The sequence below is a fragment of the Brachybacterium sp. genome, from assembly GCF_052095815.1.
GTDB lineage: Bacteria > Actinomycetota > Actinomycetes > Actinomycetales > Dermabacteraceae > Brachybacterium.
The window spans coordinates 17,536-38,679 of the sequence record NZ_JBQDLF010000041.1 but is presented as its reverse complement, the minus strand read 5'-3'; the positions used below and the strand labels follow the sequence as shown (position 1 = coordinate 38,679).

The following is a 21,144-nucleotide window of genomic DNA, read 5'->3' as shown; positions in this document are numbered from 1 at the left end:
TAGCGTGAATACCCGCCACAGCAGGGTCATTCACCACGAACCGCGAAGAGCCGGTAGACTCGGTTGTCGGGTCCGCGCAGCCATCCGTTGCTGGTTCCCGAGCTCGTGGCCTCGTCGTCTCGAGCATCCCGCAGTTCATGTCCCGGGAGCGCCGCCGGCGCCCCGCTGAGTTCCAGGAGAGCCATGCCGTCCACGTTGCCGGGAGTTCCCGACATCGATGAGCAGCTCGCGAGCAACATCGTCGAGCGCCTCGGAGCCATCGAGGAGCGGCTGCGTGACTCCGTGGCCACGTCCGACGACATGGTCCGCTGGACCAGCCGTCACCTGATGGATGCCGGAGGCAAGCGCGTGCGTCCCATGCTGGTGCTGCTTGCGGCATCGCTCGGTGACCTCGACGCTGAGGGGGTGCTCGACGCTGCAGTCCTGGTCGAGCTCACGCATCTGGCGAGTCTTTACCATGATGACGTGATGGACTCGGCGCCCACCCGCCGTGGTGCGGAGAGCGCGCATTCGCTCTGGGGCAACAACGTCGCGATCCTCACCGGTGACTTCCTCTTCGCTCGTGCGAGTGCGCTCAGCGCCCGGATCGGGACCGAGGCTGTCCGCCTCCACTCGGAGACCTTCGAGAGGCTGTGCCTGGGACAGCTCCATGAGACCGTCGGGCCGAAGGAGGACGAGGATCCCTTCGCCCACTACATCTCGGTCCTCGCCGATAAGACCGCCTCGCTTCTCGCCCTCGCGGGAAGCCTCGGGGCGTCCCTGGCAGGGGGACCCGCTGGCTCAGCCGACGTCATGCGGCGGTACGGGGAGAAGGTCGGAGTCGCCTTCCAGCTCGCGGACGATGTGCTCGATCTCGAGAGCGACGCCGCCACCAGCGGGAAGACCCCCGGCATCGATCTGCGTGAGGGAGTGCCGACGATGCCTACCCTGCTGGTTCGACGCCGCGCTGCGGCGCAGCAGGACGCCCATAGCCTGGACCTCGTGGCACGGCTCGACGGTGACCTCAGCTCAGATGCCGCGCTGGATGAGCTCGTCGCAATGCTCCGGGCCGATCCTGCGCTCGAGGAGACGCGCGCGCTCGCGCAGCGCACTGCCGATGAGGCGGTGGAGATTCTCGCCGAGCTGCCGGAGAGCGACGTCCGTGCCGCGCTGACGACGTTCACCCGGACCCTGGTGGAGCGCGCACGCTGACTCCCGGGCGGACCGGGGCGGCTGCCCAGCTCCGTCCCGGTCTCCACACCGTTTCGTGATCAGGCGCTCGTGGTGCTCATGCGCTGCTGCGGGTACCCTGGGCAGGTCGCGCGCGCGGAAGTATCAGCTCCGGGGAGCATTCTCTGAGCGAGTGCTGGGCACCACTTGCGGGCGCGTTGAGAATCGGAACATGCGCTGGGGGTACGTCCATGTCTGACACCGCTGGATCCAAGCGACGCCGGGGGAGGCGCGTGACGGTCGCGTCCTCGGCCATGATCGCTGTGGTCGCGCTGGTGCTGACCGGGTTCGCGCTGCGCTATCCGGGTCTTTCCTCGTCTGATGTCCAGGTCTCCAATGGCGGGGTCTGGGTCTCGAACCAGGACAGCGGGCTCATCGGCCGGCTCAATGTGGATGCCGGTGAGCTCGATGCACGACTGATGTCCACCGGTCAGGACCTCGACATCATCCAGTCGGGGTATCACGTCTTCGAGACGGGCGCCCGGGGGTTCACCCCGATCAACACTGCGTCCGTGGTTCGCAACGGCCTCGTCGAGCTGCCCGCAGGTTCCACGGTGAAGATCGGTGGGGATCGCGTCGTGATCGCTGCGCCGGACGGGCGCGTCTGGATCCTGACCCCCGAAGAGGCCGCGGCATTCAGCCCCGCCGCAGTAGATCCGGTGCTCGAAACCGGCAAGGAGGCGCCGCCGGTCGCCGTCTCCGAGAATGGTGTCGTGTATGTGCTCAACGGCTCCGAGCTGCTGAGGTATGCGAAGACCTCGCCGACCCAGGACACGACGGCGGACACACCGATCGAACTCGCTGATGTCTCCAGCAATTCGGATCTGCTCCAGCTCACGGTGGTCGGCGACGAGCCGGTGGTCCTGGACAAGGAGAAGCGCCTGCTCCGGGTGGGAGCCGACGCCAACGAATACGACCTCACCGACGACGGAGTCTCCACCCTGGAGTTCGCCGAGCTCCAGCAGGCAGGCCCCGCCTCCGACAACTTCGTGCTCGCCACCCGCGATGCGCTCTTCGTGATCCCCTTCGACGGTGGCAAGGCCACGAAGCAGGCCGCCGGCGGCACGGGGAGCACCGTGGTCCCACCCGCCCAGGTCCAGGGATGCGCCTACGGGGCCTGGGGTGGCTCGAACCGTTATGTGCGGCTGTGTGCAGGGGAGGAGCCGATCGCCGAGAGCATCCCCGAGGCGGACAGCGCCGCCGATCTCACGCTGCGCGTCAACCGCGACCTGGTGGTCCTCAACGACCAGAAGTTCGGATTGTCCTGGGAGATCATGGACAACATGGAGGTGGTGGACAACTGGGTCGTGACCCAGGAGATCCAGACCAACGAGTCCGAGGAGAAGGAGAAGGAGACTCTCACCACCACGATCACGAACATCGCCGCAGAGCGCGATCAGGAGAATCGCCCGCCGACCGCCAATGAGGACCGGTACGGTGTGCGGCCCGGCAAGAGCGTGGTCCTGCCGGTGACCCGCAACGACACTGATCCGGACGGGGACATCCTGTCCGTGCGCGTCGAAGGCGAGCAGCCCGGCATCGGCACTGTCACTCCGATCCGAGGCGGAACTCAGCTCCAGATCCAGGTGGACGAGGACGCCTCCGGCAGCGCCACGTTCACCTACCAGGCGAATGACGGCCGCGGTGGCACCGATACCGCAACTGTCACTCTGGACGTGCGCGCCGACGGCGACAACGAGGGTCCCAGGCCCGCGGACGAGATGATCACCAAGGTCCAGGTCCGCTCCGGTGAAGAGATCAGCTTCAACATCAGCCCGTACTGGGAGGATCCGGACGGCGACGCCTTCTATCTCGCCAATGCCACCGTCCCACCAGAGGACCTCGTGACCTTCCGTCCCGATGGCCTGGTCACCTTCAACGATGCCGGACTCGCCCCTGGAACCAAGCAGATCGAGGTCAGCTTCCGGGACGAGCATGGCAAGCAGGGGGAGGGCACCGTCGAGATCGAGTCGGTGACCGAGACCGACCTGGCGCCCATCACCACCGCGGACCACGCCACGATCGTGGCGGGTCGCACCACGACCATCAAGCCGCTGCTGAACGATCTGAACCCCAACGGCGGCAATCTCGAGCTGCTCAGCGTGAGCGAAGTCGACGGGCTCGAGATCGACCCGGTCCTCGAGGCGGGGACCATCAACGTCCAGGCGAGCGTGCCGGGCGCCTACTACCTCGAGTACACGGTGGCGGCGAGCGGCGCGAGCACCGTCTCGCTGGGACTCGTGAGGGTCGATGTCATCGAGCCCGAGGCGGAGAATCTCGCCCCGGTCGCGGTCGATGACATGGGCACGGTGACCACTGGGACGGACACCCTGCTGGACCCGTTGGAGAATGACGTGGACCCCACCGGCGGGGTGCTGGTCGTCAACTCGATCGACGTGCCTGAGGGCAGTGGCCTGAAGGCCACCATCGTGAACCACCACCTGATCCGAGTCGAGGCGGCGCCGGGTGCGATGGTCTCGGCGGAGCCGGTCCCTGTGACCTACGAGGTGGCGAACTCGGCCGGCGTCACCACCGGCACCGCCCGGGTGATGGTCGCCAGCACCGATACCCAGTTCGCGAACCCCGTGGCCGTCCCGGACCGGGCCGTGGTCCGTGCCGGCGACATGGTCAACATCAACGTGACCGGCAACGACATCTCGCCGACCGGCGCTGATCTCCATCTCGCGCAGGAGATGGACACCTCTCGCGCCGATGAGCTGGGGCACACCGAACCCCACCAGGACCAGGTTCGCTTCCGGGCGAACGATGACGCCACCGGTGAGGCCGTGGTCCAGTACCAGGTGATCGACGAGACCGGCCGCACCGGCTCAGCGCTCGCCTACATCACGATCGTCCCGCGCGATGCCGACAACACCGCGCCGAAGCCGGACAACCTCACGGCGCGCACCGTCGCGGGTACGCCGGTGCGGATCCCCGTTCAGACCACCGGAATCGATCCCGAGGGCGACTCCGTGATGCTCACCGGCGTCACCAGCCCGATGCCCACGCTGGGAGAGATCGTCAGCGCGAACGGCGAGTGGATCGAATACCTTCCCCACGACGGCTCCGTCGGCACCGATCGCTTCCGCTACCAGGTGATGGACCGCCACGGCGCGATCGGCACCGCCGAGGTGCTGGTCGGGGTGGCCGCACCGAACGATCGCAACCAGGCACCCTATGCGGTCGACGACACCGTGGAGGTCCGGCCGGATCGCGAAGTCCAGATCCCGGTGCTCGCCAACGACACCGACCCTGAAGGCGACCTGTTGGCCGTAGTGCGCGGTGACGTCGAGGCGATGACCGAGATCCAGCAGCACGCTCCGCCTGAGGATGCCGACGACGGCTACCTCACCGTCACCACCCCTTCCGAGCCCGGCACCCACACCGTGCTCTACTCCGCGACGGATGGACAGCTGAAGAGTTCGGCGACCGCGACCATCAAGGTGGCGAGCAATGCGCCGCAGCTTTCGCCGGTGGCGCGGGATGACTTCGTCCCGGTCGAGGACGTCATGGACCCCGAGATGGACTTCGTGGACGTCGAGGTGCTCGCCAACGACTCCGATCCCGATGGCAGCACCAAGGACCTCACCGTCGAGCTCGACGAACCGACCGACGGTGTCGAGCTGCTCGATGAGGAGGGCACCGTCCGGATCCTCCCGCAGGAAGAGCAGCAGCGCATCCGGTACACCATCACCGATGTCGACGAGCTCGCCTCTGCCGGATACATCTGGGTGCCCGGCACCGCGAAACAGGCTCCCGTCTGGGTGGGGCAGCCCCTCCAGGTGCAGGTCGGCTCCGAGGTGAGCGTCGATCTCGCGGATCCGAGCAACGTCCGGGTGCGCCCCGGCGCCGAGCCAGCACGCATCACCGATCTGAGCCTGGTCTCCGCACAGCACAGCGACGGTGGAGAGCTCGTCTCGGGCGAATCCACTCTCGTGTACCGGCCGGCCGCGGACTTCTCGGGCAACGACACCATCACGGTCGAGGTCACCGACGGTGCGGTGGGCGACCCCACGGCTGCCGTCGCGACCCTCGCGATCCCGGTCCAGGTCGCTCCCGAGGAGACCAACCTTCCACCGACCCTGCAGGGCGCGGTGCTCGAGATCGAACAGGGAGGTGCGCAGTCGTCCATCGATCTGGCCGCTGGCGCTGAGGATCCCGAGAACGAGGAGCTGACCTACGCCCTGGGTGATCTCACGCCGACCCCCGAGATCACGGTAGGGCTCGAGGGCTCGACTCTGACCGCCTCCGCGACCACGAAGTCGCCCAAGGGCGAGATCCTGGAAGTGCCGGTCACCGTCACCGACGGGACCAACCCGCCGGTCTCAGCGACCGTGCAGATCACCGTCGGCGGCTCACAGCGACCGCTGATCTCGGCGACCCTCGACGAGGCCACCATCGATGCCGGGCGCACGGAGTCGATCCCCGTGCTCGAGAACGACTCGAACCCCTTCCCCGGCGGTGAACGGGAGATCGTCAGTGCGGCACTGGTCTCCGGTGACGGCGAGGTCTCGCTCGATGGCGACGACGTCGTGATCACGCCGGATCCGGACTTCCATGGATTCCTCAATGCCAGCTATACGGTCATGGACGACACCGGTGACCCTGATCGACAGGTCAGTGGCGAGATCCGGGTCACCGTGCTGGGCAAGCCTGAGGCCCCCTCCGCGCCTCGCATCGGCGAGGTCGGGGACGGGTTCGTCGAGCTGAACTTCACCGCTGGCGCTGACAACGGCTCGCCGATCACCGGGTACAAGGTCTCCACGGCAAGCGGTCCCGCGGTGACCAAGGACTGCCCGTCCACCTCGTGCACCATCACCGGTCTGGCCAATGACACCGAGTACTCCTTCCAGGTCGTCGCGGTGAACGACGTCGGGGATTCCGACCCCTCGGCCGCCTCGCCCATCGCGCGGCCCGATGTCCGCCCCGAGAAGCCCGCCGCCCCCTCGGTCGAACGCGGCGACGAGCAGCTGACCCTGTCCTGGACCGCACCGGTCAACCGGGGCTCCGCGATCCAGAGATACAAGGTGCAGATCCACAACACCTCGACGAACGAGATCGCGCCTCGGGACATCGAGGCGGGGAGCACCCAGAGCGTCTTCACCGACCTGGACAACGGGGTGAAGTATCGCTTCCGCATCCAAGCCTTCAACCTGGCCGAAGAGCCTTCGGACTGGTCCGGCTGGTCGAAGCCCGAACACCCTGCTGGCAAGCCCGCCACCCCGAGCGGTACCCCGGTGGCTGAGCGCGTGAGCGATGCGCGGCAGCAGGGCGGCGGGGGCGGGATCACCGTCACCTGGCCGAAGATGACCAAGAAGGAGTCCAACGGCGAGCCGATCACGCAGTACATCGTCACCGCCTCCTCAGGGGAGAGCCAGACGGTGGACCACACCAAGACCTCCGCAACTTTCCTCCAGCTGGATGCGGACACTGCACATTCCTTCACCTACACCGGTGTGAACTCGGTGGGCAAGGGAGTGGGTGCGTCGAAGCCCTCGAACTCCGTCACCCCATGGTCGAAGCCCGCCGCCCCGACCGGGGTCAGAGCGACGATGCCCAGTGAGGGCACCGGCGCCGGACCCAACGGCCGGGCGACGGTTCACTGGCAGGCGGCGGACGGCAACGGCACCACCGTCACCAAATACGTGGTGCGCTGGAACGGTGGCTCGAAGACGGTCAACGCACCGGCCACCAGTGCGGACATCTCCGGACTCGGGACCAGCGGAACCACGTACAGGTTCAGCGTCGAGGCGCGCAACGGCTTCGAGGCCAACGGCGGTGTCAGCGATCCTTCCGGGGAGTCAAACGCGGTGCGGCCGTACACGACACCGGACAAACCGAGCGCAGCCACTATCTCGACCGCCAAGTGCACCGGCGCGAACAACTGCCCCGTGACGTACAAGGCCTCCGCCGGCGGCGATGACGGCGGGGCCGGTAACACGACGCTCCAGGTCCGTATCGACGGTGGTGGCTGGCAGGACTCGGGCACCTCCTACTCCAAGACGATCCAGGCCAAGTCCGCCTCCTCGCATTCGATCGAGGCACGTGTGGTGACGAAGCCGAAGAACGCCGACGGCTCCACGGCCACCATGACCTCCGGCACCGTGAAGGACTCGAAGAAGGCCCAGACCTACACCCCGCCCCCCGCGCCGAAGATCAGCGGTGAGAACGGGTACGGCGATGCGACCGGGGAGGATGGGTGCAACAACGGATGGTGCTACTACCTCGACTTCACAGTGTCGGGTCTCGCCCCGAACACGACCTACGAGTACTGCATCAAGGCCGATGGCGTCATCGGTGGGAACTGCTGGTACCCAACCACGGACGGCGCCACCCCGACGATCGGGACCTTCACGACGAACTCTTCCGGTGCATGGGACCTCCGCGACAGCGGGCATAAGCCGTACTGGGGTCACCCGTACACCGACCTCTGGGTCTGGGTCAGGATCGACGGTCAGACCGCCGACTCCAATAAGGTCCAGATCCGCTCGAGCTGAGATCCCCGCCTCACGACATCCGCCCTCTTCCCGAAAGCAGAATTTCTCCTCATGAGCATGACCCCCGAACAGGCCCGCTGGTTCGCCGAGACGTTCGACAAACTCGTCCAGAGCATCGGCCAGGCCGTCCTCGGCAAGAACGAAGTGGTCCGTCTGGTGCTGACCGCGATGATGGCCCCTGGGCATGTGCTGCTCGAGGACGCGCCGGGCACCGGGAAGACCTCGCTGGCCCGCTCGATCGCCGCGACCGTGCAGGGCACCAGCACCCGCATCCAGTTCACCCCGGACCTGCTGCCCTCCGACGTCACCGGTGTGACGATCTACGACCAGAACACCAAGGCCTTCGAGTTCCACAAGGGACCGGTGTTCGCGAACATCGTCCTCGCCGACGAGATCAACCGCGCCTCGCCGAAGACCCAGTCGGCGATGCTCGAGGTGATGGAGGAGGCCCGGGTCACAGTCGACGGTGTCACCCACGAGGTCGGCAACCCGTTCATGGTGATCGCCACCCAGAACCCCATCGAGCAGGCCGGCACCTACCGTCTTCCTGAGGCGCAGCTGGACCGGTTCCTGATGAAGACCTCCATCGGCTACCCCGACCACGCCTCCAGCGTGCAGATCCTGCAGGGCTCCGCGCTGCGCGACCGCAGCAGCCAGCTCAGCCCGCGCATCTCCCTCCAGGCCGTCAACGACATGACCCAGCTGGCCTCCACCGTGCATGTGGACCCGGCGGTCCTCGAGTACGTCTCCCGACTGATGGAGGAGACCCGCCTCGCGCCGGAGGTGCGCGTCGGCGTCTCCATCCGTGGCGCCCTGGCGCTGATGCGCGCGGTGAAGGTGTGGGCTGCGGTCAATGGCCGCCACTATGTGATCCCGGATGACGTCAAGCACCTGGTCGAGCACGTCTGGCTGCACCGCTTCGTGCTCGACCCCGAGGCAGAGTTCTCGGGCACCACCGCCAAGAGCGTCATGACCAAGATCCTCAGCGAGGTGGCGCCGCCGCAGGCGCGACAGCAGTCGGCATGAGTACCGATCGTCGACGAACTGCGAGGGACGAGCGGGAGGAGATGAGCGCATGAGTGCTGTTCGTCGACGAACTGCGAGGGACGAGCGGGAGGAGATGAACACATGAGTTCAGAGACCTCACTTCCCACCGACGCCGCAGACGCAAAAGCCGCCAAGGCCCAGGCGAAGAAGCGGCGCAGCGCCGTTAAGTCGGAGGCCAGGGCGAAGGCCCGCTCCACCCGGAAGCAGACGCGCGCCGCGAAGCGTACGCAGAATGCTCCCGGGTCGGTGTCCGAAGCTCCTGGGTCGGTGTCCGGCGGGCCGGGTGCCGCACAGCCGGGCCGATCAGCCGGGCAGCCAGGCTCAGAGGCCGAGCAGAGCACCGGGCTGGCCGGTCTCCGCGACCGCGCGGTGGAACTCTGGATTCGACGGATCCACCCCGTGCTCGATGTCATCTCCCCGATCGGGTGGGCCGTGTTCGGTGCCGCCGCGGCCTGCTGGTTCATCGGCCTGACCCTCCACATCACCGAGCTGAACGTGATCGCGTTCGCGCTCACCGTGCCGCTGGTGATCGCGGCGCTGTTCGTGCTGGGCCGTGCCTCGTACAAGGTCACCCTCGATCTGCAGACCCACCGCGTGGTGGTCGGTACCCGCGCCGTCGGCAGGGTGGAGGTCGCCAACCCGACCCAGCGGGTGATCCTGCCCTCGCGCATCGAGCTGGCGGTCGGCTCCGCCACCGCGCAGTTCATGGTGCCGAAACTCGACGCAGGTGCCGAGCACGAGGAGCTGTTCGCCGTGCCCACCAAGCGTCGCGCCGTCCTGGTCGTCGGCCCGGTGCGCTCGGTGCGCGATGACCCGCTCTCGCTGATGCGCCGCCAGGTCACCTGGGCGAAGGAGCAGGAGCTGTTCGTCCACCCGCGCACCGTGCGCCTCGACGAGGCGGCCAGCGGGTTCCTGCGCGACCTCGAGGGCACCCCCTCCTCGGACCTCTCCAGCTCCGACATCGCCTTCCATGCGCTGCGCGACTACGCTCCGGGCGATGACCGGCGGCACGTCCACTGGCGCACCACTGCCCGCACCGGGAAGCTCATGGTCCGTCAGTTCGAGGAAACCCGGCGCTCGCATGTGGTGGTCGCGCTGGACAATCTCGCCGAGCACTACGCGAGCGACGACGAGTTCGAACTGGCAGTCTCCGTAGCGGCCTCGATCTCGGGCCAGACCTTCCGGGAGGAGAAGGAGCTGACTCCCTTCACCTTCGACGAGCGTCAGAACACGGGGACCCTCCGGCAGATGATGGACGACTACACCGTCATCGAGCAGTTCAAGGAGCGGGCCTCGTTCCATGAGCTTGGCCAGAAGGCCGCCGATCTCGCCCCTAACGCCTCCGCGGTGATGATGGTCGTCGGCTCCCACACCACGGCGCGCGAGCTGAACTCCGCCGCCAACCAGCTTCCGATCGGAGTGATGGCAGTGGCGATCCGCTGCGTGGATGATGCCGACGTGAAACGCTCGGCGATCGGCAGCCTGGACGTGGTCACGCTGGGATCGCTGGACACCCTCGCGCGAGCCTTGCGGGCGGTGGGTCGATGAGCACGACCACCACCGCGCCCAGGCGGGCGCCGAGCTACTTCTCGAGCATCCCGCACCGCCGTCGGGCACTGGACCTCGCAGCCCTGGGCGCGCTGTTCATCCTCGCGATCCTCGGCTTCCACCACGTCTACGGCGGCATCCAGTACCTGCTCACCGGGATCATGGCGCTGGTGTTCGGCACCCTGATCGCGCTGATCGGAGCGCGGTGGCGCTGGGGACCGCTGCGGATCACCCCTCTCGTGCTGGTGACGTACTTCCTGTTCGGGCCGATGTTCGCCGCCCCGACCCGTGCGCTCTGGGGTGTCCTGCCCAGCCCCGGTGCTCTGTGGGAGCTGATCAAGGCTCCGGTGACCAGCTGGAAGTCGGTGCTGACGGTGGCACCTCCGGTGGGCGTCGCCCAGGGAGTGCTGGGTGTGGTGTGGATCAGCACTCTGCTGCTGTCGCTGCTGGCCATGTCGATCGTGATGAGGTCTCGGCTGTACGTGCTGGCCTGGCTGTTCCCCTTACTGCTGGTGGGCGTGACGATCATCTTCGGCACCGACCAGTCATTCGCGGCGGTCCTCCGAGGGGTGCTCTACGCGACCATCTCCATCGCCTGGCTGACCTGGCGGTTCGAGGCCGCGAGGCTTTCCAACGCCCAGTCCACGATCATCTCGGACACGGTGAGGCCGGGCTCGTGGAAGAACCCGGTGCTGCGGCGCCGTGTGATCGGCGGCGCACTGATCATGGCGCTCGCCGGCGGTGGCGCGGTCGCCGCGCACTCCCTGCTGGATCCGCCTCCGGGCACCATCCGCTATGCGGCGCGAGACAAGATCAGCCCGCCCTTCGACCCGCAGCAGTATGTCTCTCCGCTCACGGAGTTCCGCGGCTACCTCAAGCATCAGCGCAAGGAGGAGCTGTTCACGATCTCCGGTGTCAGCAGCGGTGAGCAGATCCGGCTGGCCACCATGGACTACTACGACCTGCAGGTCTACAACGTCGCCAGCAGCGAGGCCAAGGATGGCCCCTCCGGGGCGTTCTTGCGCACCGCGCCGGGGGTCGACCTCCGCGCCGGCACCGGGCAGGAGCGGGTGTCGTCGGTGACCATCGGCGCCTATTCCGGCGTGTGGCTGCCCACCGCCGGCGCGCAGACCAACCGCATCGACCTCGCAGAGATGACCTCCGAGCGGTCGAGCGTGACCTCCGAGAACCTCTTCCTCAACCAGCAGTCCCAGACGGCGGTGAACGCACGTGGGGTGAGGCCCGGTGACACCTATGAGCTCTCCTACGAGCCCTATGCGGAGCCCACGGCCGAGCAGCAGCGCACCGCCAAGTTCGCACAGATCGAACTGCCCGAGAACGCGCCGATGGATGTGCTGCGGCCGCTGGCCGAGGAAGCGGCGGGGTCGTCGGACTCCGACTTCGAACGGTTCCAGAACCTGACCAGGACGGTGAAGAAGGACGCCTTCTACTCGCATGGTCTCGATGAGGATGCGGCGTCCCTCTCCGGCCATGGCGCGAGCCGCCTGCTGGCGATGCTCGAGGAGGTCGGCTTCGATGAGAACACCCCGGATGCGCAGCCGGAGGGTCGCATCGGCGACGAGGAGCAGTTCGCGGCGCTGACCGCGGTGATGGCCCGCTCGATCGATATCCCCGCCCGCGTGGTGATGGGATTCGAGGTCCCTCCCGGCCAGGAGGGAACCGTCGCGATCACCGGCGACAACGTCACAGCCTGGGTCGAGGTCGCCTTCGAAGACATCGGATGGGTGCGCTTCGATCCCGCCCCGGACGAGGAGGACGACCCCACCGAACCTGAGCCCAAGGAGGTGGAGGAGCCTCTGCCCCAGGTGGCGCAGCCGCCGCCGCCTCCGGCTGAGCCGCCCAGCCCGCCGCCGGGCGCGATGAGCGACGACAGCGAGAAGGATGAAGAGCCGCCGGAGCCGACCACCTCGTGGGTCGTCTACCTCGGCCTGGGTCTGATCCCCGTGGCGCTGCTGCTGATCGCTGTGCTCGCCGTGATCATCGCCAAGACGGTGCGGCGAGGACGCCGCCGCACCCGGGGCCCGTTGCCGACGCGCATCGATGGGGGCTGGCAGGAGATCCTCGACCTGTTGACCGACCTCGGCCAGAAGCCGGACCCCCTGATGACCCGTGCCGAGACCGCGGCGCGGCTCCAGGCAGACATCCCGGCGATGGGAGCGCTGACTCTCGCCGGCCGTGCAGACCGCGCAGTCTTCGGACCTGACGATCTCCCCGAAGCTGCGGCCGAGGAGTACTGGAGTGATGTCATGACGGCGCGGCGTAGCATGTCCGCTGCGGTGCCGTGGCACAAGAGGCTGCGGGCAGCGCTCTCACTGCGCTCCTTCCGCCGGCGGTCCGCGGACCGCCGCACCGAGAACAAGCGCCTCCGAGTGAATGCTCGGGCCCGGGACAAAGCGCTGCGCCGCTCCGAAGCGATGCGCCGACGCCGGTCTTCGCTCCGCGAAGGCACCAGGAGGACGAGATCGTCGAAGAAGGGCAGAGCGTGATGAACCAGACGCGATACTGCAGCACCTGCGGGACTCTGCTGTCCGAGGGCGCGGTGATCTGCGGAGAGTGCGGTGCGCGCTATCAGGCCTCGCCCTATGAGCGCCGGGCGACCGATACTCCCGGGGCCTGGGCGCAGGCGCCACGGTCACGGGCGCGGGACCTCGGTGCGGACGCCGCCCAGGCTCCGGAGGAGGAGGGGATCGAGCTGGTCTCCAGGGAGTCTCTCCTGCCGAAGAACCCGGGTGCGACGGCACTGCGCACTCAGGAACAGTACGATCAGATGATGGTGACCCAGCCCGCGATGAATCAGACCGGACCGGGCCCCGCGCCCGGCATGCTGAACGGACCGGGGTCTCCGGCTCCGGCGCCGAGTGCACCCGGGGGAGAGCCGATGGAGCCGCCGCTGGACGGATGTGTCCCCGGCTCGCTGCTGCGACGATTCCTGGCCGCGCTGGTGGACTCGGTGATCGGCACCCTGGTGGCGGTGCCGCTCACCCTCGGCATGATCCTCATCCTGACCTCCGACACCATCGGCCTGCTCCCGCAGATCCTGGTCGGGGTGGGCGTGGCGCTTCCCGTCGCGTACACGGTGCTGATGATCTGGCTGGCCGGGTCGAAGGGATTCACCCTCGGCAAGCTGATCCTCGGACTGAGGATCACGAAGGACGGCGCAGGCGGGCCGATCGGCTTCGTGCGTGCACTGGGCCGCTGGGCGCTGTACGGGATCATCCCGCTGATCATGGCGCTGTCGATCTTCATCGACCCGAAGAAGCATCTGCGCGGCTTCCACGATCGGGTGATCGGCTCCGTCGTCGTGGACATCAAGGCAGGTCGCAACCCGCTGCAGCCTCGTCCCGACGATTTCGAGCGCGAGAGCGCGGCTCACTACCTCGGCGCCCCCTCGGTCGCGGTCTCCACGCACCCGAACCTGCTCTCCGAGCCGGGGACGGCGTGGAGCGGTCCCTCTGACTCGGCACCGGCTCAGCCCGTCACCGGCGGCTGGGACGGGAGCCAGCAGATGGCACCGAGCCCGTATGCGCCGCCCGCGTCGAGCAGCTCCGCACCGGAGGCACCGATGTCGACGGGTTGGGCCGCTCCGCCGCCCACGCGGGAACCTGTCGCGCAGCAGCCGGGCGGCGAAGGTGGCTGGGCACCGCCTCCGGTCGACCCTGTGCCGCAGCAGAGCTGGGACCAGAACGCTTCTGCACCGCGGCAGCAGAGCGCGGAGCAGGTCGCCCCGGCGCCGCAGCAGGCACCGTGGGACCAGCCGGCGCCGCAGCAGGCGCCGCGGGACCAGCCTGCCGTGCAGCAGGACTGGAGCCGGCAGGACGGGACTTCACAGCCCCAGCAGCAGCCACAGCACTGGGGCCAGCCCGCCCCGCAGCAGTCGGCGGCGCCGGCCCCGTACCAGGACCCGAATGCCGCCGGAACTGCAGGATGGGCTCCGCCCGCCCCTCAGGGCCAGCCCTCCGCACCTGGGGCGAACTCCGCCCTGGACTCCGGAGCGCAGCCCTCCTACGGTGCTCCGACGCCTTACGCGGCACAGGAGCAGGAGAACTCCGCGCCGCAGGCTGGCGCCGCAGGCTGGGGACCCGCCAGCACGAATCAGGAACCTGTCGGGACGCCCGGCGAACTCACCGGAGACGCGTGGGACGCAGGGATCGACGAGCAGACCCGCCTGTCCGAACCGGACGACTCGCTCGGCGATCTCGAACAGACCCGTCTCTCCGCAGTGAAGCTGCCGGCGGTGAAGAAGCTGCGGCTGACGGCCGACGACGGCACCGACCGCCTTGTCGAGAAGGCCGTGGTGATCGGACGCAACCCCTCCGCTTCGGGGGAGGAGGTGCTGTTCGTGCTGAAGGACGACACGCGCTCCGTCTCCAAGACGCATCTGCGGATCGACGGGACCGGGGAGGAGATCACGGTCACCGATCTGGGCTCGACCAACGGCTCCACCATCCTGCGTGAGGACGGCTCCCGGGAGAACCTGGTCCCGAACGCGCCCACGGTCCTTCCCACCGGTGCACAGCTGACCCTCGGGGACCGGACCCTGTCCGTGGAGAGGGAGCAGTGATCGACCGCTCCCTCTCGGACCCGGATCTCACAGGAACGATCCGGGTCATCTCCGCCGCCGCCACCCACGTCGGCCATGTGCGGGCCACCAATGAGGACAGCATCCTCAACGTGTCACCGATCTACCTGGTCGCTGACGGCATGGGCGGGCACAATGCCGGTGAGGTCGCCAGCGCGATCGCGGTCGAGGAGTTCGAGAAGCTCACGATTCAGGAGAACGTCACCGTCGAGCAGCTGGGGGAAGCGCTGCGCTCCGCAGCCACGCGGATCGGCGAGCTCGGCGGCGAGTCCACCCTGGGCGCCGGGACCACAGTCGCAGGGGTCGCGACGATGGTGCTGGACGGAGTCGGCTACTGGGTCGTGCTCAATCTCGGGGACTCCCGCGTGTACCGCCTCTCAGGAGACGTCTTCGAGCAGGTCAGCGTGGACCATTCGGTGGTCCAGGAGCTGATGGACCGGGGCGAGCTCACCCCTGCCCAGGCGAAGGTCCACCCCTACCGTCACATGGTCACCCGGGCCCTCGGCGCCGGGCCCGAGTCCGATCCGGACTACTGGCTGATCCCCGCAGAGGTGGGGGATCGGATGCTGATCTGCTCCGATGGGCTGACCGGCGAGATCGACGACGCCGCCATCGAGCAGCTGCTGCGCCGTCCGACGGACGTGCGCACCCTCAGCCATGAGCTGGTGGGCCGTGCGCTCGATGCCGGTGGTCACGACAACGTCAGCGTGGTCCTGGTCGAAGCCGTCGAGGTGGTGGGCCAGCCCCTGATCACCGAGAGCACAGCCGGCAGCTCGAGCTCCGCAGATCGGGAGGACGAGTTCGAGATCGATGAGGACACGCTCCCGCGAGCGCTCCGCGATGGTGGCGGAGAGGTCTGATGAACGAGGAGAAGGGTGTAGGAGCCGAGGACCTGCTCGGGAGAGGGACCTGGGTGCGGCAGGGCCCGGCCACGCTGGTGATCCGGAACAACGCCTGGGTGGTGCTGGTCCCCGGGCTGCGCAAGCAGGTCACGGAAGCGGCATGGGAGCTGCTCGACGGCTCTCCCGACCCGGAAGGGTTCCTCGATGCTCTGGTGGAGACCGGGGGGATCGAGAGCGCGGAGAAGCTCTCCGCGCTGCTGTTCGGCTTCCATGACGGCACCACCGGCACGTTCGGAGTGAAGGGCACGACGCCGATCGCCGTCTACACCCCCGAAGGATCCCAACAGATCGCGGGCTCGGACGAGGAGCCCTTCGTCCTGAGGACCGTCGAGGGCGTGCGTCGCACCGCGTTCGGAGATCTCCCTGCCGAGCAATCCCTCGGGGCACCTCGGCTGAGTTCGGGGGTGATCCCGGTGCGGGGATTCGTGCACGTGACGGAAGACCCTGCAGAGCTGGGAGATGCCGAGCGGGCCGAACTCGCCGAGCAGGTGGAGAAGGACGGCCGGTCGATCGAGAGCCCGGAGGCGAAGAAGCGCCGCGCCGCACGCCCGACTCCTGCCCCGAAGCCTGCCGGGAGCAGCGCTGCCGCCCCTCTGGTGAGGCCCGCGACAGCCACCCGCAAGCCGGGGGAGATGCCGCCCACCATCTCCCGAGGGGGAACACGCGGAGGCTCGACCCGGCCCGCCGCCTCCGAGACCGCGTCCGCCGGACCGAATATGTTCGCGGGCCTCTTCGGGAACAGCTCTGCGACCCCGAAGCCGGCGGCTCAGGCTGAAGCACCAGCACCAGCACCAGCACCAGCACCTACACCAGCACCAGCACCCGCACCGGCGGCGGTGCCTGCTGCGGAACCGGCAGCACCCGTACCCGCTGGGCAGCAGACTTCGGCTCCCTCTCCTGCCGTCGACGGCGCGCCGTCCTCGGAGCCCGCCCCGGCTGCGGCAGAACCCAAGCCTGCAACGCCTGTGAAGCGGCGATTGGTCAGCACCTCTCTGTTCGACCGCGGCCGTCGATCCTCCACCGCGGCACCTTCCGCTCAGGCGACCACGGCACCCGCACCGAATGGTGAGAGCACACCCGCTGGTGGGACCCCCTCTTCCTTGCAGCCCGCGGCAGCCGCGGCGGAAACGCCCGGGCCGGCAGGCGCGAGCTCCGCTGCCTCGACGCCCCCGGTCGAGCAGTCGGTGAGCACGGCAGCGCCGGCCGCGCCTGCCACCGCGACACGTCACTCGCCCGCGACCGCAGCACCCGTCACGTCGGCCTCCGTACCGACCCCTGACCCTCCGCCCGAGGATGAGTTCGAGTCACCTCCGACTCAGATCGCGCCGATCGATGACGACGACCTGGGCGACCAGGGCGATCAGGGCGACGAGAATGCTCCGACGCCTCCGCCGAGGCGGGCATCACGGCACGCTGCCGCTCCAGGGCCCGTCGCGAGCGAGCTCGAGAACACCGGGGCCTACGACGATCTCTTCGGCAAGACCGTGTTCCGGCGCATCGAGGACGCCGCCGTCCGGCGCAGCGAGGACGAGGACGACGCAGAGGATTCAGAAGAGCAGCCGGCCGCGGAGCGGACAGCCGCATCGGCATCGGCAACGGGATCAGTGCCGGCCGCTCCACCTGCCGAGACCACGTCAGCTGCCCCGGTCTCCCCGGCCTCGGCGCCTGAGCCGCTGCCGGCGGAACCCGCCACCGGCGGAGAGTTCATCGACTGGGTGCCGGGGGTCGGGCGCACGGCTCCGGAGATCGCACAGACCGCAGCGCGGCGCGCCTCAGAGGTTCCACCTCCGCAGCCGGCCTATCCGCAGGTCCAGATGGCGGAACGGCCATCCCCTCCGAACTCCGCTCCCCGCTCGGCAGCCGTCGGGCCGCCCATGGCGCCGGGCATGCCGTACGGACGCCCGATGAGCACCGGGGACGCCGGCCAGCACGTCGGATACCCGACGCCTGCCGGGCAGCCGCAGCCCTATGCGAACGGCCCTGCGAACCCGGGAGCTGCGGGACACCAGGTCGGGTTCCTCGGACCTGTGATGAGCGGCTCTGCGAACCCCGGCCATCCCGCACCGCCTGCACAGCAACACCGCGGCGCCTCCCCGGCACCGCAGCGACCCGCGCCGCCCCAGGGTGCCCATCCCGGTGCCGCCGGGTCTGCCGGAGGTGCCGTGCCGAACCGCTATCCACCGCAGGCCTCCTCTGCGAGCAGCGGGTATCCGCAGGCCGGGAGCTCGGCTCAGGCGCCGGGCGCTCCCTACCCTGGCGGGCCGATGCCGGGTCGGCATGCCAGCGCGCCCCACCCTGTAGCGCCCGCCGGCACTCCGGTGACTCCCACACCGCGTCCAGGGCCGGCTCCGCAGCCCGGATCCGGAACAGCGGCCCCTGCGGGCGTGCCGGGGCACGTCGTGGGCGGCGGTGTGACCCTGACCGGGATGGTGTGTCCGAACGGCCACGCGAACTCCCCGGAGCGCGCTGCGTGCCGGGCCTGCGGTGCACCGCTGCAGGGGCAGCCTCGCACCGTCGTGCGCCCGCCGTTGGGAGCCGTCGCCGTCTCCGGCGGCGGTCGTTTCGTGCTCGACCGCACGGCGATCATCGGTCGGCGTCCTCGCGCTTCTCGCGTCAGCGGTCATGAAGTGCCGCAGCTGATCACCGTGCCCAGCCCGCAGCAGGACATCTCCCGGTCGCACCTCGAGCTGCGGCTCGAGGGCTGGCATGTGGTGGCGCTCGATCTGGGCACCACCAACGGCACCACGCTGTATCGAGAGGGTTACGAGCCGGTCCGGCTGCGTTCACGGGAGGGTGTGGTCCTCCATGATGGAGACCATCTGGATCTGGGGGATGACGTGCATCTGAAGTTCGGGGAACGGCTATGAGCTCCAGGCCCCCCTCTGCGCCGCCCCGGCTGCCCGGTTACGAGTACGAGCAGCTGCTGGGCTCCGGCGGCTTCGCCGATGTCTTCCTGTACCGCCAGTTCCGCCCCCAGCGGCGGGTGGCGATCAAGGTGCTCCTCTCGAACGTGCTCGACGAATCGGTACGGCGGCAGTTCGACGGCGAGGCCAATGTGATGGCCCAGATGTCGACGCATCCGTCGATCGTCACGATCCACCAGGCGGAGGTCTCCGAGGACCACCGCCCGTACATCGTCATGGAGTACTGCCCGCGGTCCAACTACGGCGTGCGTTTCCGCAAGGAGCGGATCACCGTCGCCGAGGCACTGCGGGTGGGCGTTCAGATTGCGGGGGCAGTGGAGACGGCGCATCGCGCCGGAATCCTCCACCGCGACATCAAGCCCGCGAACATCCTGGTCACCGACTACAACCGCCCGGCGCTGACGGACTTCGGGATCTCGATCGCCGCAGGCCAGGGCGATGACGTCGAAGACTCCCAGGGAATGTCGATCCCGTGGTCCCCGCCGGAGTTCTTCGCCGACCCGCCCCGCGCCGACGTGCGCTCGGACGTGTTCTCCCTGGCTGCGACCGTGTACTCGCTGCTGGCCGGGCAGACTCCCTTCGAGCACCGCGGGCGGCGCAACACCGCCTCGGATCTCATCCATCGCATCTCGAGCGAGCCGCTGCAGCCACTGACCCGCCCTGATGTGCCGGCAGAACTGAACCGGGTCCTCTCGATCGCGATGGCCAAGGAGCAGGCGGGCCGGTATGACACGGCTCTCGCCTTCGGCCGTGGGCTGCAGCAGGTGGAGCTCTCCCTCTCCCTGCCGGTCACCCAGATGGACGTGCTCGACGACCGGAGCACCGCGGCCGCGCACAGTGCCGAGGACGACGAGCTCGACATGCACACTCGGATCCGCAAGGTTGCCACCGTGGACCCGGAGTCGGTCAGCACCACCGGCCCTGGGAGCCGGCGCAGGCTCGATCCCTACGCCGGCATCGCCCCCGCGATCGGCGCCCCGGCCGCGCCCGGATTCGGTGCCCCGGCAACCTCTGCGACGGATGATTCCGTCGAGTCGACCCTGCTGCGCCCGATCGGTGCGCGTCCCGCGGGTGCCTCTGCGCACTCGCCGCTGCCCGCGCCCGGCTACGCCGAGCACGAGGAGGAGCCCGCGAAGGCGCCGGCCTGGCCTTTCGTGGTGTTGGCGGCGGTGCTGATCGTGGTGCTCGGCGTGGGTGCCACCCTCGGAGTGCGCTACTTCCTGATCCCCGAGCCGGAACCCATTCCCAGTACGGACATCAACGTCGCGGCTCCGCCGCAGGATCCGCTGGAGCCGCCGACGGACATCAAGTTCACGCCCATCGCAGCGGGGAGCACTGGTGCGCCCGGTCTGGTACAGGTCAGCTGGGAACCGCCGGCCGGGGTCACGAAGGATGAGCACTACGTGGTCCAGTGGAAGGACATGCCGGACAACTACGAGCGCTACCAGCAGCAGCACGAGGTCCACGGCCTGAACTCGGTCGTCCTGGAGATCCCACCACAGCAGCCTGCCCCCTGTGTCCAGGTGCAGACGGTCAATCCCAACGGCAATTCGAGCCCCCCGGGAGAGAGCTGTTATGAGTAGGCGAGACAGGTACGGTGCAACCATGACGAACAGTCGTGATGACAGAGGGGACGGCTGACGATGGCGTCGACGATTTCGGTCGAGTTCTGCGGGGAGTGGTACCGCGTCGAGGACGGTGAGGAGCTCACGATCGGCCGCGAGGCAGATCTTGCGATCGATGAGGACAATCCTTTCCTCCATCGACGCTTCCTCACGATCGTCCAGGTGGAGTCGATGTGGTGGCTGGTGAACATCGGTTCGCGGCTGTCCGCGACGATCACCGACGGCACCGGTTCGATGCAGGCCTGGCTCGCCCCCGGCGCGCGCATCCCGCTGGTCTTCGACATCACCAAGGTGGTGTTCACGGCCGGGCCCACCACCTATGACCTGTCGGTGCATGCGGAGTCCCCGGAGTTCGCACGGATCGCCGGTCCGGAGGATCCGGCAGGGGAGACCACCGTCGGCTCGGTGCAGCTCACCCCGAGCCAGAAGCTCCTGATCCTCGGGCTCGCCGAACCGATGCTGACCCGAGAAGGATCCGGGATGAGCTCGGTGCCCACTTCTGCCCAGGCCGCAGCACGATTGGGATGGCCGCTCACGAAGTTCAACCGCAAGCTCGACAACGTCTGCGACAAGCTCGACCGGCTCGGGGTGCGGGGACTGCGTGGCGGACCGGGCAAGCTGGCCAGCAACCGGCGGGCCCGCCTGGTGGAGCACGCCGTCTTCTCTCGGCTGGTGAGCAGTGAAGACCTCCACCTGCTGGACCAGTCGCAGGATATCGACGAGGACTGAACGACCGCCGACGCCAGCACACACATTCTTGGAACGGGTTGCCCCCAGGGGCGCTGCAGCAGG

The 21,144-nt window shown here is 68.5% G+C and carries 10 protein-coding genes; all 10 read left to right on the top strand.

All coding sequences use genetic code 11. The annotated features are described in order from the left end of the window. Positions 1-183: 183 nt before the first annotated feature. The 10 genes from ACTH43_RS14575 to ACTH43_RS14530 all read left to right on the top strand — a co-directional run bounded on the left by ACTH43_RS14575 (position 184) and on the right by ACTH43_RS14530 (position 21,081). Entirely contained in the window at positions 184-1,191 is a 1,008-nt protein-coding gene (locus ACTH43_RS14575; protein ID WP_441445619.1) for a polyprenyl synthetase family protein, read from the top strand. Between the two features lie 251 nt (positions 1,192-1,442). Further along, on the top strand, positions 1,443-7,706 hold the full coding sequence (locus tag ACTH43_RS14570) for an Ig-like domain-containing protein (protein WP_441445618.1): 6,264 nt from the start codon (positions 1,443-1,445) through the stop codon (positions 7,704-7,706). Positions 7,707-7,757: 51 nt separating this feature from the next. Further along, positions 7,758-8,732 carry an AAA family ATPase gene (locus ACTH43_RS14565; protein WP_441445617.1) on the top strand — a complete coding sequence of 325 codons (975 nt, stop codon included), beginning with the start codon at positions 7,758-7,760 and terminating at the stop codon, positions 8,730-8,732. A gap of 102 nt (positions 8,733-8,834) precedes the next feature. Beyond that, positions 8,835-10,301, top strand: coding sequence for a DUF58 domain-containing protein (locus ACTH43_RS14560; RefSeq protein WP_441445616.1), 1,467 nt, complete (start codon positions 8,835-8,837; stop codon positions 10,299-10,301). Next, positions 10,298-12,808, top strand: a complete 2,511-nt coding sequence (locus ACTH43_RS14555; RefSeq protein ID WP_441445615.1) for a transglutaminase domain-containing protein — start codon at positions 10,298-10,300, stop codon at positions 12,806-12,808. Before ACTH43_RS14560 ends, ACTH43_RS14555 begins: the two co-directional genes overlap by 4 nt. Continuing rightward, on the top strand, positions 12,808-14,883 hold the full coding sequence (locus tag ACTH43_RS14550) for an RDD family protein (RefSeq protein WP_441445614.1): 2,076 nt from the start codon (positions 12,808-12,810) through the stop codon (positions 14,881-14,883). The genes ACTH43_RS14555 and ACTH43_RS14550 overlap by 1 nt, the downstream gene beginning before the upstream one ends. After that, positions 14,880-15,761 carry a PP2C family protein-serine/threonine phosphatase gene (locus ACTH43_RS14545; protein ID WP_441445613.1) on the top strand — a complete coding sequence of 294 codons (882 nt, stop codon included), beginning with the start codon at positions 14,880-14,882 and terminating at the stop codon, positions 15,759-15,761. Before ACTH43_RS14550 ends, ACTH43_RS14545 begins: the two co-directional genes overlap by 4 nt. Beyond that, on the top strand, positions 15,761-18,670 hold the full coding sequence (locus tag ACTH43_RS14540) for an FHA domain-containing protein (RefSeq protein WP_441445612.1): 2,910 nt from the start codon (positions 15,761-15,763) through the stop codon (positions 18,668-18,670). Before ACTH43_RS14545 ends, ACTH43_RS14540 begins: the two co-directional genes overlap by 1 nt. Continuing rightward, a complete protein-coding gene (locus tag ACTH43_RS14535; protein ID WP_441445611.1) occupies positions 18,667-20,310 on the top strand; it encodes a protein kinase domain-containing protein in 1,644 nt (547 codons plus the stop codon). The genes ACTH43_RS14540 and ACTH43_RS14535 overlap by 4 nt, the downstream gene beginning before the upstream one ends. 60 nt (positions 20,311-20,370) lie before the next feature. Further along, positions 20,371-21,081: a hypothetical protein gene (locus tag ACTH43_RS14530; RefSeq protein WP_441445610.1), complete on the top strand. Its 711-nt coding sequence runs from the start codon at positions 20,371-20,373 to the stop codon at positions 21,079-21,081. Positions 21,082-21,144: the final 63 nt, after the last annotated feature.

What these genes read in the sequence shown, in the direction of transcription:
- ACTH43_RS14535 (WP_441445611.1), top strand. Translation starts at nt 18,667, where the DNA reads ATGAGCTCCAGGCCCCCCTCTGCGCCGCCCCGGCTGCCCGGTTACGAG.
- ACTH43_RS14560 (WP_441445616.1), top strand. Translation starts at nt 8,835, where the DNA reads ATGAGTTCAGAGACCTCACTTCCCACCGACGCCGCAGACGCAAAAGCC.
- ACTH43_RS14540 (WP_441445612.1), top strand. Translation starts at nt 15,761, where the DNA reads ATGAACGAGGAGAAGGGTGTAGGAGCCGAGGACCTGCTCGGGAGAGGG.
- ACTH43_RS14565 (WP_441445617.1), top strand. Translation starts at nt 7,758, where the DNA reads ATGAGCATGACCCCCGAACAGGCCCGCTGGTTCGCCGAGACGTTCGAC.
- ACTH43_RS14550 (WP_441445614.1), top strand. Translation starts at nt 12,808, where the DNA reads ATGAACCAGACGCGATACTGCAGCACCTGCGGGACTCTGCTGTCCGAG.
- ACTH43_RS14530 (WP_441445610.1), top strand. Translation starts at nt 20,371, where the DNA reads ATGGCGTCGACGATTTCGGTCGAGTTCTGCGGGGAGTGGTACCGCGTC.
- ACTH43_RS14575 (WP_441445619.1), top strand. Translation starts at nt 184, where the DNA reads ATGCCGTCCACGTTGCCGGGAGTTCCCGACATCGATGAGCAGCTCGCG.
- ACTH43_RS14555 (WP_441445615.1), top strand. Translation starts at nt 10,298, where the DNA reads ATGAGCACGACCACCACCGCGCCCAGGCGGGCGCCGAGCTACTTCTCG.